This window comes from Rhabdothermincola sediminis, from assembly GCF_014805525.1.
Lineage (GTDB): Bacteria > Actinomycetota > Acidimicrobiia > Acidimicrobiales > Acidimicrobilacustridaceae > Rhabdothermincola > Rhabdothermincola sediminis.
This window is the reverse complement of record NZ_JACFSZ010000014.1, coordinates 69,625-86,235: the sequence shown is the minus strand read 5'-3', so window position 1 is coordinate 86,235 and position 16,611 is coordinate 69,625. Positions and strand designations below refer to the sequence as shown.

Here is a 16,611-nt window from a genome sequence, read left to right as displayed (position 1 = left end):
GGGCCGCGTCCGCGACGGGCTTGTCCTGACCAACGAGGAGAGTCATGAGCATCACACCCGAACAGGCCAGTTGGTTCGCCCAGACGTTCGACAGTCTGGCCAGGAACGTGGAGCGGGCCCTGCTCGGCAAGCGACGAACGGTCGAGCTGGCCCTCACCTGTCTGCTGTCGGGCGGGCACCTGTTGCTCGAGGATGTGCCCGGCACCGGGAAGACCTCGCTGGCCAAAGCCCTCGCCAACACCGTGCAGGGCACTCGGTCGCGCATCCAGTTCACCCCGGACCTGCTGCCATCCGACGTCACCGGTGCGACCATCTACAACCAGCGGACCGGCGAGTTCGAGTTCCACCCCGGCCCGGTGTTCGCCACCATCGTGCTGGTGGACGAGATCAACCGGGCGTCACCGAAGACCCAGTCGGCGCTGTTGGAGGTGATGGAGGAGGGTCGGGTCAGCGTGGACGGGGTGCGCCATGACGTTGGGCGGCCGTTCATGGTGATCGCCACCCAGAATCCTGTCGAGCAGGCGGGCGTCTACCCCCTACCCGAGGCGCAGCTCGACCGGTTCCTGATGCGTGCCAGCCTCGGCTATCCCGATCACGACACGACGATCGCCATCCTGGCCGATGCGTCGATCACCGATCGAGCCGCCAACGTCCCGCCCCTGATCACGGCTGACGCCGTGCAGCAGATGGCGGACATGGCGGCGGCGGTGCACGTCGACACGGCGGTGCTGGCGTACGTCAGCCAGCTTGCCGAGGAGACCCGGCGAGCCCCGGTCACCAAGCTCGGCGTGTCGACTCGGGGATGCATGGCTCTGGTGCGATGCGCCAAGACGTGGGCCCTCGCCCAGGGGCGGGGGTACGTCATCCCTGACGACGTGAAGGATCTCGTCGCTCCGGTGTTGGCCCACCGTGTGCTGCTCACACCCGACGCCGAATTCACCGGCAGCTCGGTGAGCGTGCTGCTCGACAAGATCCTCAGCGACGTCGCTCCCCCTGCAGAGCGTGGCGTGGCGTGAGCAGACCCCACGCGATGGGCGCGCCGGGGCCGCAGCGCCTGGCAGTGTGGGAGGCGGTGACCCCCCTCGGTCGCGCCGTGGCCGTCACCGGGGTCGTCGCCCTCGGGGTCGCGTGGCGGACCGGTTGGACGGAGCTGGCGGTGTTGGGCGTCGCGTGCTCGAGTTCGCTCGCGATCGGGCTGACGTTCCTGGTCGCTTCCCGTGCCGGTCTCAGCGTGGCGCTCGAGCTCGGCACTCCCCGGGTCGTCGTTGGGAACCCGGCGTCCACCAAGGTCACGGCAACCAACATCGTCGGGCGCCGCACGATGCCGGTGACTCTCGAGACCCGCATCGGTGAGGGAGTGGCTCGTCACGACGTGCCCTCTCTCGCGGCCGAGGGCTCCTACGACGACCTGGTGGTGATCGCCACCTCCCGCCGCTCGATCGTGCCGGTGGGGCCGGTGCGCTCGGTCCAAGGCGACCCCCTCGGTCTGGTCCGCCGCGAGGTCACGTATACGGGGGAGGAGCAGCTGTTCGTGCACCCCAAGACCGTGCTGGTCGGCTCGCTCACCACGGGCTGGCGGCGCGACCTTGAAGGGGAGACGACCAACGAGCGATCGCCGAGCGACGTCGCCTTCCACACACTACGTGAGTACGTGATCGGTGACGATCGCCGCCACATCCACTGGCGCACGACAGCTCGCCAACCTGACGGCAAGCTGATGGTGCGCGAGTTCGTCGATACCCGTCGCGCACACCTCGGCCTTCTGTTGTCACTGCGCGGCGGGGACTATGCGACTGTGGACGAGTTCGAGCTCGCGGTGTCGAGCCTCGGCTCGTTCGGCCTCCGAGCCATCGCGGACGAGCAGGAGGTGAGCTGTGTCGCCGGCATCCGCGCGGTGCCGTCACACATGGGTACCTCCTTCCTCGACGCGCTGTCCTCCCTCGAGTTGGGTGCCGACAGCTCCGACATGGTCGCCATCGCCACTCGGGCTCGCGACCTTCTGGTGGGGGCGAGTGTCGTGGTGCTCATCTCGGGCTCGAGAGCCGACCGGGCGGCGATGCGCCAGGCCGCCGAGCGGCTTGGGTCTGGTGTGCGCCCGGTCATCGTGGAGGCTGCGATGGGAGAAGTGTCGGTGCTGCAGAACACCAAGCGGGGACCCTTCCTGCGGGTGGGTGCGCTCGAGGATCTGCCCCGGCTGACCTGGTCGGTGTCGCTGGCATGACCACCATGGGGCGCCTCCGTCTCAGTGGCTCGACTCGCGACGGGGTCGTGGACGGAGTCGTAGCCGTCTCGCTGTCGGCTCTCGCTCTCACCGCTCTGTGGCATGCGTACGGCGGAGTGTCCTTCCTGGCCATCGGGGTGTTCGGGGCTGCTGCCGGCGTCGCCATCGTGGCGGTCACGATCCGATTCCGCTTCCCACCCCTGGTCGTGGCGTTCGCACTGATCGTGGGCTTCTTCCTGCTCGCAGGCCCGGCGGTGCCGGGAGCCGCGCTGGCGAGGTTGCTGCCGACACCTTCCTCGGTCGTGGCCGCGGGACGGGCGCTGGTGCAGGTCTGGGTCGATTCGCTCACCACCTCGCCTCCGCTCGGGACCGACGGCGGGTTGGGCATGCTGCCCTACATCTGCGGGTTCTCGGCGGGGTCCATCGGCATGCTCCTGGCGCGGGGCACCGACCGGGCCCTCGCCCCCGCCCTGCCCTCGGCCGTCGCGATGCTGGTGGGCTTCACGTTCGGCACCAGCGAGCCGGTATCGGTCGTGCTCGATGGCGCGCTGTTCGTCGTGGTCGCACTCGGCTGGGGTGCAGTCCGGGCGAATCGCTCCCGGCGCAGCGCCGATGGGACCGTGCATTGGCACCGGCTCGGGGCCGGTGTGGCGATGCTCGGTGTGGTGAGCCTGATCGGTCTGGTGTTCGGCACCCATCTGCCGTTCGTCGACCCCACCGCCCGTTTCGCGCTCCGCGAGCAGGTCGAACCCCCGTTCGACCCCCGCAACGAGCCGAGCCCGTTGGGGGCCTTCCGGCGCTATCGTCTCGAGGAACGAGCCGGCGAGGTGCTGTTCCGGGTCACCGGTTGGCCCGAAGGTGCGAGGCTGCGACTGGCCACGATGGACACCTACGACGGTGTCGTGTGGGTCGTGGGCGGACCGACCGCACCCGGGTCAGGACGGTTCGAGCGGGTGGGTGAAGCGATCTTGCCCACTCCGCCGGGGGAGGCAGCCTCGATCGATACCGAGGTCGTGAGCGACGGAAGCGACGTCTGGCTCCCGACCGTCGGCACCACCCGCTCGGTCAGGTTCCGCGGAGACCGGGGGGCGAGCCTCGCATCGTCGTTCCGCTACAACCGCGACACCGCGAGCGGGGCGGTCCCGATCCGTCTCCAGCAGGGTGACCGCTACTCGCTCGACGCCCGCCTCTCTGCCGTCCCCGAGCGGGGACAGCTTGCGACGCGCGGCGTTGCCAACGCCGGTTCGCTCCCACCCATACCCGACCTGCCTGACGAGCTCAGGCAGCGGGCGAGCCAGTTCGTTTCCGGTGCGACCACGCCATACGAGAAGGCGGCCATGCTCGAGGAAGCGTTCCGAGCCGGCTACTACAGTGACGGAGGAACCGAAACGAGGGGGACCACGTCCGAGTCGCCCCCGGGGCACAGCCTTGTCCGGATCCAGCAGTTCCTCGACAACAAGGTCGGGCTGGTGGGCAACGCTGAGCAGTATGCGGCCACGATGGCGTTGTTCGCACGCTCGGTCGACCTGCCTGCCCGGGTCGTCATGGGGTTCGCACCGAAGGGGAGCGGCACGGTCGAGGTCCACGCTGATGATGTCGACGCCTGGGTTGAGATCGCGTTCGACGGCGTCGGGTGGGTCCCGTTCTATCCGACACCCGACAAGGAACGCAGACCTCCCGATGCGCCCCAGCCGCAGCCGAGGCAGACGGAACTGAATCAACAGGAACCTCCGCCGCCGACTTACCTCCCGATGCCTGACATCAGCCAGGAACTGGCGGAGTCTCCTGTGCCGCAGGCCTCACCAGCGTCGGGCCCGTTGGCCTCGGTGCTCCGGTTCCTCGCCGAGGTCGCGGTGGTCGCCGGCATCCCGCTCTCGGTCGTCATAGGGATCGCGGTGGTGATCATGGGCGCGAAATGGATGCGAGCCAGGAGGCGACGGACCAACGGCTCGCCGGCGAAGCGGCTCAACGGCGCGTGGCTCGAGACCTGTGACCGAGCGCGAGATCTGGGCGCGTCGGTGCCTGGTCGCCTCACCCGCCGCGAAGCCTTGTCGGTTGTCGATGAGCGCCTCCCTGGCGCCGGAGACTTGGCCGAGCAGATCGATGCTGCCATGTTCGGGCCGCAACCCATTGCCGAAGAGACCCTGCAGGACGTGTGGGATCGTCTCGAGGAGATCTCGGCTGCGGCCCTCGACCGGTTGCCGTTCGGGCGTCGGTTCTTGGCTCGTGTGAGTCTGGCGTCGTTGCGACCTGGCCGTTCCCGGCGGCGTCCGAGCCTTGCGACGGAGTCGGACCTGCCCGCCCCGTCGGGAGTCGCCAGCGTCGCGGCCGCGGGTGGGAAGGGGGCCGGCCTCGTGGGTGACACGGCCCGGCCCGTCGAGGAGTTGGTGTGAGTCCCGGCCGGCGTCGCGGCACGTTGCGCGACATGGCGGGAATCACAGGTCCCTCCAAGACGACGGGCCGAGCAGCCCGTGACGGGGGGGCCGCGCTCGAGCTGCTCTGGGCGGAGCGCACGCACCGGGGCCTGGTTCGCACCAGCAACCAGGATGCCGTGCTCGCCCGCCCGGGATTGTTCATCGTGGCCGATGGCATGGGGGGCCACGAGGCAGGCGACCTTGCCTCCACGTTCGTCGTCGAACGCCTCGGGACGCTCTTGGACGGTCGCGCCGCGACCCGCACGATGGTGCTCGATGCGGTACGGGACGCCAACGCCGGGCTCGTCGCGTTGGGTGCCAGTCGCGGAGGCTCGATGGGTACGACCCTCTGTGGACTCGTCGCGCTCCCTACTGCTGACCCTGGTAGAGCGAAGCTGGTGGTGTTCAACGTCGGCGATTCGCGCGCCTATCGCCTGCGCGACGGGTCACTCGTGCAACTCACTCGTGATCACTCGGTGGTTCAGGAGCTGATCGACCAAGGCGCGATCACCGAGGCAGAGGCGGAGGGGCACCCTGAGCGGCACGTGATCACCCGATCCCTCGGCGCTGATGAGATGCTCGAGATCGACTGGTGGCTGGTCGAGCCCAGGTTGGGCGACCGGTTCCTGGTCGCGTCGGATGGGTTGACCCGTTCCGTCGAGCGAAGCCGGCTGGAAGAAGCGCTGATCGGCGAAGTCGACCGTGAGCGGGCGGCAGATCGGCTGCTCGAGGATGCACTCGAAGCAGGCGGGCGGGACAACATCTCGATCATCGTGGTCGACGTGGTGTTACGAGCCGAGCCCTCGCAGGAGGCTCCGATCGTGGACCCGCTCGACGACGACACCGAGCCTCGCCCGGCGGGGGCATCCGGATGAGCCCGCACGTCCGGTACGTGATCGGGGATGCTACGGCGATCGCTGGCCCGCACGCAGCGGGGCTGTTCTGTTGCCCACCTGACGATGCCCGGGTGCATCCCATCGCGATCGCAGTGACAAGTGGCGCCGCGGTGAGCGAGCTCACTGATGCACTGTTCGCCGTCGGGGGTGAGCTACCGGCGTTCGCCCTCGTCATCCACGAGTCTGTTGGGGAGCGCGTACTCGTCCGAGGGACGAGCGAGGTGGTCGTCGGAGAAGCGTCGGGCGGTGAGCGGCGCTTCGATGGCCGCCACGCGGTGACCTGGCACGAGGCGCTGATCGAGGATGCGGCGAGGATCGTCCTTCGCGCTGATGGGGGCTCGTCGGAGGAGATCTCACCATCCACGGCCGGCCTGGCGCTGGTGGCTGGGATCGCGCCGGCGTCGATGGTGCTCGTCGAGCTTCGCGAGGTGCTGTCGGCCGTTCAGGCATACCCGCACTCCGCACGAGAGGCTGCGGTCAGCCTCGAGTCCATCGAGTCCACGGGGCACGAGCTGTCCGAGTCCCCTGCACATCCCCGCTTGTCGCCATCGTCTCCGCCGGTGACCGGGGAGAGCTCAGCTCCGTCGCCAGAGGGCTCGGGTGCCACCGCCCCAGCCGGGGCCGAGTCATCAGCGGGTGGTGTCCTGGATTTCGGTCACCTGCTCGGCGAGACCGTCTACCGGGACGTGGAGGAGAGTGCGGTCCGCCATGACACGGGTTCCGACGAATCGACTGGATCACCCGCGCCGACCGCCCCGATCACCGGGTCGTCTGCCGTGCCATCGGGTGAAGCTCCCGGATCGCCGCTGGGCGACCCCCCCCTGGGCGCGCCGACGATGACGTTCGCGACCACCACATCGACCCCGGCGGTGTCGACCCCGACCGATGAGGGGGATTCGTCCGGTCAGGCCGGGGCGGAGCCGGGCAGCAGCGGAATCATCACCTCGGTGCCGGGGTCGGTCTCGACACCCGAACCGCCACCCAGCGGGGAGTCTGCCATCCATGCTCCTCATGCAGTCGCGAGCGTTGAGGACGACGAGGCGGGCATGGGTGAGGCCACGATCGGTGCGGTCGCGCTCCGTGGGACAGGTGCGGTCGCAGGTTCCCCCTCATCGACCGGGGTGGCCGTCCAGGCCGTGCACTGCCCAAGGGGCCACCCGAATCCCCCCTACGCCACCTCCTGCCGCAACTGCCGCCGGGCGATCACGGATCGAACAGTCGCCGTCGTCCCCCGCCCGGTGATCGGCCGACTCCGCTTCGAGGGCGGCCCGCTCGTGCCACTGGACCGCCCGCTGCTCATCGGGCGCAAGCCACCCGAGAGCAGCACGATCCTGGGCGAGCCCGCCGGGGCCGTACGCTTGCCCGACCCGGAGCGACGGTTGTCCCGCATCCATGCCGAGGTTCGTCTCGTGGACTGGCAGGTCCAGGTCGTCGACCGCGATTCGATGAACCACACCTTCGTCGAGGTACCGGGCCAGTCTCCCGTGCAGTTGCGTCCGGCCGAAGCGTTCCCGATCCCCATCGGAACGGTCGTCTCGCTCGGCCAGCTCGTCAGCTTCGTGTACGAGGTGGAGCAGGATGACTGAGGTGCGCAGCGACCCGCCGGATCTCCCGGGATTCTCGCTGGTGCAAGGGATCGGCGGCGGGGGGTTCGCCGATGTGTTCCTCTACCGGCAGCATCATCCGAACCGGCCGGTCGCCATCAAAGTCCTGCGTGCCGAGCACCTCTCCGACGAGAGCCTCCGACACTTCTCCGCCGAAGCCGATCTGATGGCCCAGGTCTCGGCCCACCCGTACATCGTCACCATCTACTCGGCAGGTGTGGCGCCGGACGGCAGGCCGTACATCGTCATGGAGCACTACCCTCAGCCCCACTTCGGCCTCCGTGCCCGGGGTGGTCGTCTTGCGGTGGCGGAGGTGCTACGGGTCGGTGTTCAGGTCGCGTCAGCGGTGGAGACCGCGCATCGGGCCGGGATCCTTCACCGTGACATCAAGCCCGCCAACATCCTGACCAGTGACTACGGTCGACCCGGACTGACCGACTTCGGGATCGCGGGTGTCCAGGGCGGCGATGGTGTCAGAGCCGCGGAAGGAATGACGGTCGCCTTCTCCGGACCCGAAGTGCTTGCTGGTGAAGCTGCGGATGGCAGCGTGGCATCGGACATCTACTCACTGGCGGCCACCGTGTACGCGCTCCTCGCCGGGCGATCGCCGGTGTGGGTGCCGGGTGGGGCAAACACCGACCACGACCTGCTCACCCGCGCGCTGAACAACGAGATCACCCCGATGGACCGGCCCGACGTGCCCGCCTCGCTCCAGCATCTCCTCTCGGCTGGTATGGCCCAGGATCCTGTGCAGCGACCGGTCTCCGCCCTCGCGTTCGCCCGGGCGCTCCAGGATGTCGAACAGGAGCTGGCCTTCGCCCCCACCGCGCTCGAAGTGCGCGACGAGATCGTGGACCAGCCGGTGGTGGAGGTGACCCCCGCGGACGAGCAGGACGGCACCAGGCGAGCCAGCCTCCAGGTCGTGTCACCGGCCGTGACGCCGCTCGCGCCACCCCCGGCACCGCTGGCGTCCCCGTCTGTCACGCCGCCAGGACAGGCGGGCGAGCATGCACGCAGGAACCGACCCGGCGCCCCGCCAGAGGCGCAGAACCTCGAGGGTGCTTCGCCGTCATCCCACCGTGCGGCGGAGACCGCTGGACCCGGGACCACGGTGCCGAGCGGTGTACGACCGGTGGACGACCTGGAGGAGACGATCCGCCGACCGCAGGGGGTTGGCACGGTTGTTCCATCGTCACGGCCGGCGACAGCCGAGTCGATTGGCCCGGCGACCGGGACGCGTCATCGGCGCTTCGCTCTGATCGCCGCCGTGGCAGCAGTAGGCGTCGTTGGTCTCGGTTCGATCGGGTTTCTCAGCACGGGCAAGAGTGGTTCCCACCCCGCCGAGTCTCGAGCGGAGGTCGCCCCCGACCCGGCACCATCCCTGCCTCCACCGGCCCTCGCCGTCCCGACGGATGTCATGGTTCGAGTGCTGAAGGATTACAACGGGTCCCCGTTCGTCTTCATCACGTTCCAGAGCCCCTACACGGGTCCCGATGTGTCCTTCCGGATCGCTCGATGGGATGGCACGTTTCCCGACGGTTCAGCGTGGTTCGACGTGCCAGCCGACGGACTGATAGACGTAGCGGACGGTCTAGTTGTGGGCACATCGATCGACGTTGGATGGCCCCCTGAGATGCTCGCCATGCTGGATGGTGGCCGTCGAGGGACCTCGATGGTCGACTTAGGGATCGTGCCTGGCGAGGCCGGGTGTTTCCAGGTCGCCGCTGTGGTCGGCAGCCGGGTGTCTGACTTCACGGGACCCGCGTGTGCCGTCATGCCGGGGGGATGATCTGCATGCGATGTTCCGCCCCCTGGCACGGTTCGGCGCCGTTCGAGGCGGCACCCCGGTTGCGAGTCGATTTCTGCGGCGAGTGGCTGGACGTGGCTCCACCCGACCCGTTCGTGATCGGCCGTGAGGGCGACCTCGCTGTGGACGACAATCCCTACCTGCACCGTAGCTTCCTCCGGTTGTACTTCGACCGGTACTGGTGGCTCGAGAACGTGGGTTCTGCACTGGCGGCGACGGTCAGCGATGGTGATGGTGCCATGCATGCGTGGTTCGCTCCCGGCGCGGCACTGCCCTTGCTGTTCGGCGTGACGGAGGTGCGGTTCACGGCCGGGCCGACGAACTACCTGCTCACCTTGCACCTCGACGAGCCGGTGCTGCAGATCGCCAGATCGGTCGCGAACAACTCGGGTTGCACGACCTTGTACCCCACCAACCTCACGGACAACCAGCGTTTGGTCGTGCTCGCCCTGGCAGAGCGAGCGCTGATTGAGAGGCCAGGTGCTGCCAACCGGATTCCGACTTCGGCAGAAGCCGCAAAGCGCCTGGGCTGGACGCTCACCAAGTTCAACCGCCAGCTCGATGCGGTCTGCCAGAAGCTGAGCCGAACTGGGGTTCGGGGATTGCACGGTGGCCCCGGCCGGCTTGCTGCAGGGCGTCGGTCGCGGCTGGTCGAATACGCCTTGGCGGTACGCCTCGTGACGGTCGAGGACCTTCCCCTGCTCGAGCGTGAACGGATGGTCAGGCCATGACCGGCGTGCGTGACGCGGGCGCCCACCGGGTCGATCTGTGGCTGGCGTTCGTGGCTGGGCCGCGGGTGTGGATGGACGATGACGGGGATGATTCGCCCGGTTCGATCGTGGCCGAGCTCGCTGCTCCTGTCGAGGGTGCGGCGCTCCTCGCCGGTTCGTCGTGGCCGATCATCTGGACCGGGGCATCCGTTGCTGAGCTGAGCGCTCGAGCGGTCGTGCTCGTCGGTGGGCTCGCCACCGCGGGGGTGCTCGCGTTCGTGGTGAGCGTCCCCTCTCACCGGCTCGCGTCACGATGGGGGACGCCATGGCAGGTCGCGGCGCTCCGTGCAGTGACGGTGTTCTTGGGCTCGGCCAGCTTCGCGGGCTTGACCTCAGGTTGGGCGATGCTCGGTTGCTGGCCGTTCGGGGTCATGGTGGGCTGCGACCTGTATCGAACCGGGGCCACCCTCGGTGTGTTGCTGGGCGCGCGTTCGATGCTGCGACGGGTGACGCTCTCGCCGGTTCATCTCGGGATCGTGGTGGGCCTCGTCCTCACCGGTCTGGTGACTCGTACCTCTCCGACGCGGCTGGTGGTGCTGTACCTCATGGTGGTGGTGGTGGTCCTGGTGGCCGCGGTGACGCTCTCGGTTCTCCACGGCTCCCGAGGGCGTCTCGAGGGCCGGCAGCAGCGCAGGGAGCATCTCCTGATGATGCGCGAGCACCGACGCCGGAGCCACTGGCTCCACGACGACGTGTGCTCGGAACTGCGATTCCTGCGGATGCGCGTCGAGAGCGATGGGCGTCACTTCCTACCCGCCGATGAGATCGTGGGCGAGCTCGATGAGCTGGATCATCGGCTCCGTCTCCGTCAGCTCGACGAAGTCATCGGGAGCGGCGGGGTCCGTTTGGCCGAAGTGATCCAGCCGTTCCTTCGTCGAGCACAGCAACGGGGAGTCCAAATCTTCGAGTCCCCGACGCTGGAAGCCGGGAGCCTCGTCGTGGAGGCGGAGGTTGCGCGGCAGATCAAACGGATCCTGTCGGTCTTCGTGTCGAACGCGATGCACGCGCACACGCCGAGCCTCTGGCTGCGGATCGAGCAAAGACCCGAGCAAGGCTGCATCATCGTCGAGGTGGAGGACGAGGCGGGGGGATTCGATGTGACTGAACTTCCGGCGGGACGCGGGCTCGACACGCTAAGGGCCGAGCTGGGCCCGGATGCTCTGACCCTGGAGCGAACCGGGCGAGGCACTCGTGCCCGGGCTCTTGTTCACATGAGTCGTTACCCTCGGAGGTCGTTGCCATGACCGTGGCGCTTCTGGTCGACGACGCGACGAGCGTTGCCGGGCTCTTCGCCGACGTTTTGCGATCCCGGCTCGATTGGCAGGTTTTGATCGCTCGCAACCTCGTGGAGGTCAACTCGTTGCTCGATCTCGGCGAAGAGTTCCAGCTCGCACTGATCGACCTGTCCTACCCGCATGAGCAGCACAACGGACTCGACGTTCTTCTTGCCGTCGCGACCAACAACAGCGCGACGAGGTTGGTGGTGCTCACGCAGGGGGATGATTGGGTTGCGAACCTCTTGGCCGATGCATGGGAGGCCTTCCCGTTAGCGACCGTGATCTCCAAGAGCACTCCGCTCGATCAGCAGCTGGCGATGCTACGCCAGGTTGAGCAGGAGGGCTGGGCGGATCCCGATCCGGTACTGCGACCTTGGTTGCCCTCGTCACGATCTCCGTGGCGTCGTGCCGATCAGTACGGTCGCCTCGTCCAGCATGCGGGCCATGCGAAGCTCTGGACGGCGCTGTTGGAGGTGCCCACCGAGCCGTCATACCGTGAGCTCTCCCTGCGTACTGGATTGAAGCTCAATACGCTCAAGAACTATCGGAGCCAGCTGGTCTCCGAATTGACCCTGCACGGGCTCGACGACCCGTCTCTGCGGGCGATGCAAGAGTTTGCCAGGCGGTGCCGGCCGTTCCTGCAGCCGTTCCTCGACGCGAAGCTAGGCTTCGCCGACGCCGACCATTGAGGTCTCGCCTGGTTGCCGGACGCGGGCGGCGAAGCATCGTCGTTGTCTCGTCGGTGCTGCTGATCAGCCTGGCGCTGGGATGCTCCGGGAGCGAGGGCCCTCGCGGTGAATCGGCGAGACCTGGCGCCTCCTGCAGCCGCCCGGCCGGCGACATGGCCTCTGATCACCTGTGGGTCTGGTACGGCGTCGGATCTGAGTACCAACCAAAGGTCGCAGACCTCCTTCACCGCTTCGAAGTCGAACGAGGGATCCCAGTCGAGTCGGAGCTGGTGCCGCTGAGCGATGTCGAGGCACGCCTGCGAGCCCTCCCGGAGGGAGCCCGGGTGCCGGATCTTGTCTTGGCGGCTGAGGTCGACGTGCGGCGACTCGCCGACTCCGGCGCGTTCTTGCCCGCGGAAGGATGCCTCGAACTCATCGGCTCCTCGCTGGACCGCGAGCTGCTCGACGTGGCCAGGCTCACTTGGAGCCTGGACGGCGAGTTGTGGGCGATCCCGTTCAACCTATCTACCCCGCTGCTCTACTACAACCGTCACCTGCTCGCCGAAGCCGGGCTGTACGAGCCGCCTCAGACCATCGCTGATGTCGCGGCGGCAACACGCATGCTCACCGCGTCAGGCTCGAGTCAGGGACTCGTCTTCGACCAGAACTTGATCGTCTGGGTCGCTGAGCAATGGCCGGCGCGCCAAGGGCAGCCACTCATCGGTCAGGTCGGGCAAGAGGCGTTCGCACACCTCGACGCCCCCGAGCTGATCGCCGACCTCAGCCAGCTGCGTGACCTGGTCAACGAGGGGGCCGCGACTTACGTCGGGACGAACCCCTCGGGTGCTGAGGACCTCATGCTGTTGCTGAGCGAGCAACGTCCCGGTGCGATGGTGCCGCACACGTCCGGTTCGTTGGGAGCCACGATCGAGGTCGCCCGCGGCGTGGGCGTTTCGACCGACGACTATGCGGTGGGACCGCTTCCAGCACCAACTCGAGTTGGAGCATCGGACAGGGATGTTGCCTGGATGCACGGAAGCGGCGCGCTGGCAGGTGGGGCCGCCTGGTGGGTCACGGCTCGGGGGAATGCTGACCCTGCCGTAGCGGTTTCCCTGGCTGCCTTTCTCGCCTCCCCCAGACAGCAGGCAGAGCTGGCGCGGACCACGGGCTACGTGCCGATCTCACCGACCGCTACATTGGATCCAGCGCTCACCGAGCGTTGGTCGGCGCATCCCCAGCTTGAGGTCCCCTATGACATCCTCGCAGCAGTGCCCGACGACCAGGTCTTCGCTGGTCCGCAGGTGGGACCCCGTCGCGAGATCCGGGCGCTCGTCATCAGGGCCTTCGATCGGATTCTCGCCGGGGAGGAACCTGCTGAAGCACTGAGAGCTGCTCGGCTGGGAGCCGAGCAGCTCCTTCGTGCCTACCAGCTTGACGCTCCTCGGTGATCGTCCCTTCTGGCTCGGTCGATCTCTGTCACTCGGTCGAGCCTGAGCTGTTCCAGCCGTCGTTGACGTCGTTGGATGGCGCTGCGCCCTGGCCGGTCCCGACGGCGACGCTGACACCCGAGCCGGCTACGACCAGCGGCGGTGAATGAAGGTCCTTCTTCGCGAAGTGGTACGAGGCAGGGAACGAATCATCGTGGACGATCGTCCGGCGCCACGGACCCCAGCGGAGCTCGACGACGTGGATGCCATCGAGCATGGGGCGGACCTCGACATGCACCTCGCCGATGTAGCCGTCCGGCAGCTGGCTGACGAGCGTGGTGGTCGGTTCGCTCCCCACCCGTTCGGTAGGAACCGTTGCGCCGCCTTCCGCATTACGGTCGCTGCTCTCGACCTCGGCCAGGGCCGCCACTGTGGCGGCCACGACGACCGCGGCCACGAAGATCAGCACGGCACGCCGCCGTCGGATGGTCGGCGCTCTCGATTCCTGATCAGCCTGCTCGTGGTCCGCCATCAAACTGGCGATAGTAGATGGATCGTGCTCTCACTCGCAGCTGATGCCCTCGGGGTTCTGACGTGGAGGTCGAGGTGGCTCGATCCCCAGGCTGTGGCAGACCATCACCGGGTCGACAGGATCCAGCGACCAGAAGCCGTTCTGTCGTCCGGCACAGTTCCACCCTGTCCCGTCGAAGACCACCTCTGGATGAGTGAGTGCGCTGCTCTCTTGACAGAAGTCCTCGACGGCGCTGCGGTCTCCTTGGAGCGCCGACCGTTCCCGGTCCACGGCTCTCGGCTGGCCCGCGATCACCAGTAATGCGCCCCCGACCAGGCCGGTGATCGCGAGCAGCGCTCCTCGGGCCGTCCTGCGGCTCATCTCGGAGTGGGGACGCGATGATTGCTGACGTAGCCTCCCTCGGCGTATCCGGATGCGCTGTCGAGCCAGGATGCCAAGCGGGGGTGATCAGTGGCCTGCTGGAGCCAGGTCGCATAGACGGGGACATCGTGCCCGTACCCGGAACCGTCGGCCCATGTCGTTCGGCCGTTGAACTCGAGCGCGAGGTGATTGGGATGATGCGGTGACCAATCCGCGATGTTCCGGTCGAGCCATCGATCGTTGCCTTGGTCCTCAGCCTGATAGACCACGTCGTATCGATTGTTGAAGACCAGAGCATGGGTCTCTTTGGGAACACGAGACAGGTAATGCTCGGTGTCGGCACCTGCAGCCACCACGTGGGTCACGTTGACGTGGTATCCGGTGGCGTTCGTGCTCCCAACAGCGGAATTGAAGCTGGGATCTGTCGCGAGGTTCATCGCCGCGAACCCACCGTAGCTGTGGCCGACGAGCAAGACATCAGCACCCGCTGGGACCCCGGCTCGCTCCATCGCCTGCTTCACCTGAGCAGCATAGGTGTCGTAACCCCCAGGGGAAGCCCACTCACCGATCGCGTTGCGCATGAGCCTCGCGGTGTCTTCCTGGGTGGTCATCCAGGCAGCGGGCGCCACCAATGGGTTCTTCAACCCCTGGCTCAGATCGACGACGCCGGGTAGCACGACGATGAACTTCTCGTTGTCGAGACGGCGGATCTGGATCTCGTTCCGTCCCGTCTCCCGAGAATCGAGCATCGCCTGCACGATCGACTCCCGCGTTGAGTGAAAGCGTTGAAACAGCTTCTCGCCAGACTGCTCGATACTCCCGGTGCGACCGACCCAGCCCGGCAACCCTTCTGTGCCGTCGCCGACGCCGCTCGCGCGTCGCTGTTCGGTGGCGTTGTTGAGAGCGCTCTGGCCGAAGCCGTGAAGGTCTTCGGCGCAGGCGATGATCTGTGCCCGGGTCGCCGGCCACCATTCGTGCGTGAATCGCGTCGCGTCCGGTCCGACCCAGCCCGTGGACATGACGTTCCCGGTGATTTGGGAGACGAGCGAGCGGAGGCGTTCCGCGTGGCTCTGGAGCTGCCTACCGAGCTCTTCGACTTCATCGGGATTCATCCCGAGCATCTGGCCCGCCATGCCTACTCACTCACTTGGTCTTTTACCGTTGCTGGCGGCGAGGAGAACTTCGATAGCTTCCGTGATCTCACACGCATCCAGCGACGACAGTACGTTCACTATGCCATGGTCGAGGTCGACGCTGCAGCGCACGACCTCATCACGTCGCGCGGCGACCAGGGTCTTTCCTGTCGGACCGGACGCCAATGCGCAGAGCCACACCGGCGTATCGTCCTCTCTCTCCGGCGTCGGAGCGTGCCGACGCGCAGCCTTGATGAGGGATTCCAAGAACTGGCGATTGTCTGCCGCTGTGGCGCGCGCGAAGCGGTGTACCCCGATCACGTTGACAGTCTCGATGATCCAGGATGTCTCAGACCGGTGGTGGACGCTCGCGAAACCCCACGTCGCCCGCCGGTACTCGTCATCACCGAGGTAGAGCGTGATGCGTGCTGGCGCAGCCAACGCCTCCCAGGCGATAGCGAGCTCGGGGACGTCGCTCAGCGCTCCAGGATCGTATCCGCGTGCGATGAGCGACCTACAGCCACGGAAGACCGCGAACGACACGGACTCCTCATCAGCCTCGACGGTCGGTGCCCCGCCGGGCCACGGCATCGATGACAGCGCAGCGAGGGCGATGACCTCATCGTCCGTGAGTGTGAGCAACATCTCCTGCTTGATATCGGGGTTCGTCATTTGGCGTTTCACCACCCGAAGATCTTCCAGAGCTTCGTCGGCAGCTGCATGGAAGCTTCGCCAAAGGCGTCTGCCCAGTCACCCAGGCTGGCAGAGGTGATGTGCTGCAAGCCATCGCTGCTCCAATCCACTTCTCTGGCGGCGCGTCCCACTTCCACCCAGCTTTGCGTTGCTACGCCGAGCCCGTAACCGAGAGGAGTCCCGGTCCGCTTGAAGGAGTCGGCGGCGATGTCGCCTCCGAGTAGGGCCGCGCCGACAGCGGCACCGGTGCGGTCTCCACTAACAAAGGTGTTGACGACGTCGTAGACGTCCACCATGTAGCCGGGCACCGCCAAGGCATCTCCAAGCCGCCGGAGACCCGGGAGATTTCTGCTTTCCCCGTACACCGAAGTAAGCAATGAAGCCCATGAGCTGACGGTGTCGATCTGCGCGATCCGTGTGCTGAGCTGGGTGAGTGGGTCTCCGCTGTCGGATCGCTGCATTGCCGTGCCGTTGGGTGTGCTGATCGGCACCTGTTCGCCGAGTACGCCGCTCGCGCGTCGCTGTTCGGCGGCGTTGTTGAGAGCGCTCTGGCCGAAGCCGTGAAGGTCTTCGGCGCAGGCGATGATCTGTGCCCGGGTCGCCGGCCACCATTCGTGTGTGAATCGCGTCGCGTCCGGTCCGACCCAGCCCGTGGACATGACGTTCCCGGTGATTTGGGAGACGAGCGAGCGGAGGCGTTCCGCGTGGCTTTGAAGCAGCCTACCAAGCTCTTCGACTTCATCGGGATTCATCCCGAGCATGGGTGCTGACACCGTGACCACCCCTCCTACCCTCATGGGTCAGCAGGA

15 protein-coding genes are annotated in these 16,611 nt (G+C 67.2%); 10 read left to right on the top strand and 5 right to left on the bottom strand.

Annotated features, from left to right (window positions below; translation table 11 throughout):
• Positions 1 to 44 precede the first annotated feature (44 nt).
• The 10 genes from HZF19_RS12305 to HZF19_RS12260 all read left to right on the top strand — a co-directional run bounded on the left by HZF19_RS12305 (position 45) and on the right by HZF19_RS12260 (position 13,105).
• A complete protein-coding gene (locus HZF19_RS12305; protein WP_208029083.1) occupies positions 45 to 1,016 on the top strand; it encodes an AAA family ATPase in 972 nt (323 codons plus the stop codon).
• Positions 1,013 to 2,221, top strand: a complete 1,209-nt coding sequence (locus HZF19_RS12300) for a DUF58 domain-containing protein (protein ID WP_208029082.1) — start codon at positions 1,013 to 1,015, stop codon at positions 2,219 to 2,221. Before HZF19_RS12305 ends, HZF19_RS12300 begins: the two co-directional genes overlap by 4 nt.
• Positions 2,218 to 4,614, top strand: a complete 2,397-nt coding sequence (locus HZF19_RS12295) for a transglutaminase TgpA family protein (RefSeq protein ID WP_208029081.1) — start codon at positions 2,218 to 2,220, stop codon at positions 4,612 to 4,614. Before HZF19_RS12300 ends, HZF19_RS12295 begins: the two co-directional genes overlap by 4 nt.
• A 32-nt stretch (positions 4,615 to 4,646) precedes the next feature.
• A complete protein-coding gene (locus tag HZF19_RS12290; protein ID WP_208029080.1) occupies positions 4,647 to 5,510 on the top strand; it encodes a PP2C family protein-serine/threonine phosphatase in 864 nt (287 codons plus the stop codon).
• Between the two features lie 131 nt (positions 5,511 to 5,641).
• The gene (locus tag HZF19_RS12285; protein ID WP_208029079.1) at positions 5,642 to 7,117 is read left to right on the top strand and encodes an FHA domain-containing protein; all 1,476 of its coding nucleotides are present in this window, start codon (positions 5,642 to 5,644) and stop codon (positions 7,115 to 7,117) included.
• Positions 7,110 to 8,924, top strand: coding sequence for a serine/threonine-protein kinase (locus tag HZF19_RS12280; RefSeq protein ID WP_208029078.1), 1,815 nt, complete (start codon positions 7,110 to 7,112; stop codon positions 8,922 to 8,924). The genes HZF19_RS12285 and HZF19_RS12280 overlap by 8 nt, the downstream gene beginning before the upstream one ends.
• A 5-nt stretch (positions 8,925 to 8,929) precedes the next feature.
• On the top strand, positions 8,930 to 9,673 hold the full coding sequence (locus tag HZF19_RS12275) for a hypothetical protein (RefSeq protein ID WP_208029077.1): 744 nt from the start codon (positions 8,930 to 8,932) through the stop codon (positions 9,671 to 9,673).
• Positions 9,670 to 10,956 carry a sensor histidine kinase gene (locus HZF19_RS12270; protein WP_208029076.1) on the top strand — a complete coding sequence of 429 codons (1,287 nt, stop codon included), beginning with the start codon at positions 9,670 to 9,672 and terminating at the stop codon, positions 10,954 to 10,956. Before HZF19_RS12275 ends, HZF19_RS12270 begins: the two co-directional genes overlap by 4 nt.
• On the top strand, positions 10,953 to 11,678 hold the full coding sequence (locus HZF19_RS12265; protein ID WP_208029075.1) for a hypothetical protein: 726 nt from the start codon (positions 10,953 to 10,955) through the stop codon (positions 11,676 to 11,678). The genes HZF19_RS12270 and HZF19_RS12265 overlap by 4 nt, the downstream gene beginning before the upstream one ends.
• Positions 11,679 to 11,830: 152 nt before the next feature.
• The gene (locus HZF19_RS12260) at positions 11,831 to 13,105 is read left to right on the top strand and encodes an extracellular solute-binding protein (protein ID WP_208029074.1); all 1,275 of its coding nucleotides are present in this window, start codon (positions 11,831 to 11,833) and stop codon (positions 13,103 to 13,105) included.
• A gap of 28 nt (positions 13,106 to 13,133) precedes the next feature.
• Here the strand turns inward: HZF19_RS12260 and HZF19_RS12255 are convergent, their stop codons facing one another.
• From HZF19_RS12255 to HZF19_RS12235, 5 genes are read right to left on the bottom strand one after another with little or no spacing between them, the layout of a single operon-like run.
• Positions 13,134 to 13,616, bottom strand: coding sequence for a hypothetical protein (locus tag HZF19_RS12255; protein WP_208029073.1), 483 nt, complete (start codon positions 13,614 to 13,616; stop codon positions 13,134 to 13,136).
• Between the two features lie 30 nt (positions 13,617 to 13,646).
• Complete coding sequence (locus HZF19_RS12250) at positions 13,647 to 13,976, bottom strand: hypothetical protein (protein ID WP_208029072.1); 330 nt, start codon at positions 13,974 to 13,976, stop codon at positions 13,647 to 13,649.
• Positions 13,973 to 15,109, bottom strand: coding sequence for an alpha/beta fold hydrolase (locus HZF19_RS12245; protein WP_208029071.1), 1,137 nt, complete (start codon positions 15,107 to 15,109; stop codon positions 13,973 to 13,975). Before HZF19_RS12245 ends, HZF19_RS12250 begins: the two co-directional genes overlap by 4 nt.
• Before the next feature lie 6 nt (positions 15,110 to 15,115).
• Entirely contained in the window at positions 15,116 to 15,781 is a 666-nt protein-coding gene (locus HZF19_RS12240; RefSeq protein ID WP_208029070.1) for a hypothetical protein, read from the bottom strand.
• A gap of 8 nt (positions 15,782 to 15,789) precedes the next feature.
• Entirely contained in the window at positions 15,790 to 16,575 is a 786-nt protein-coding gene (locus HZF19_RS12235) for a WXG100 family type VII secretion target (protein ID WP_208029069.1), read from the bottom strand.
• Positions 16,576 to 16,611: the final 36 nt, after the last annotated feature.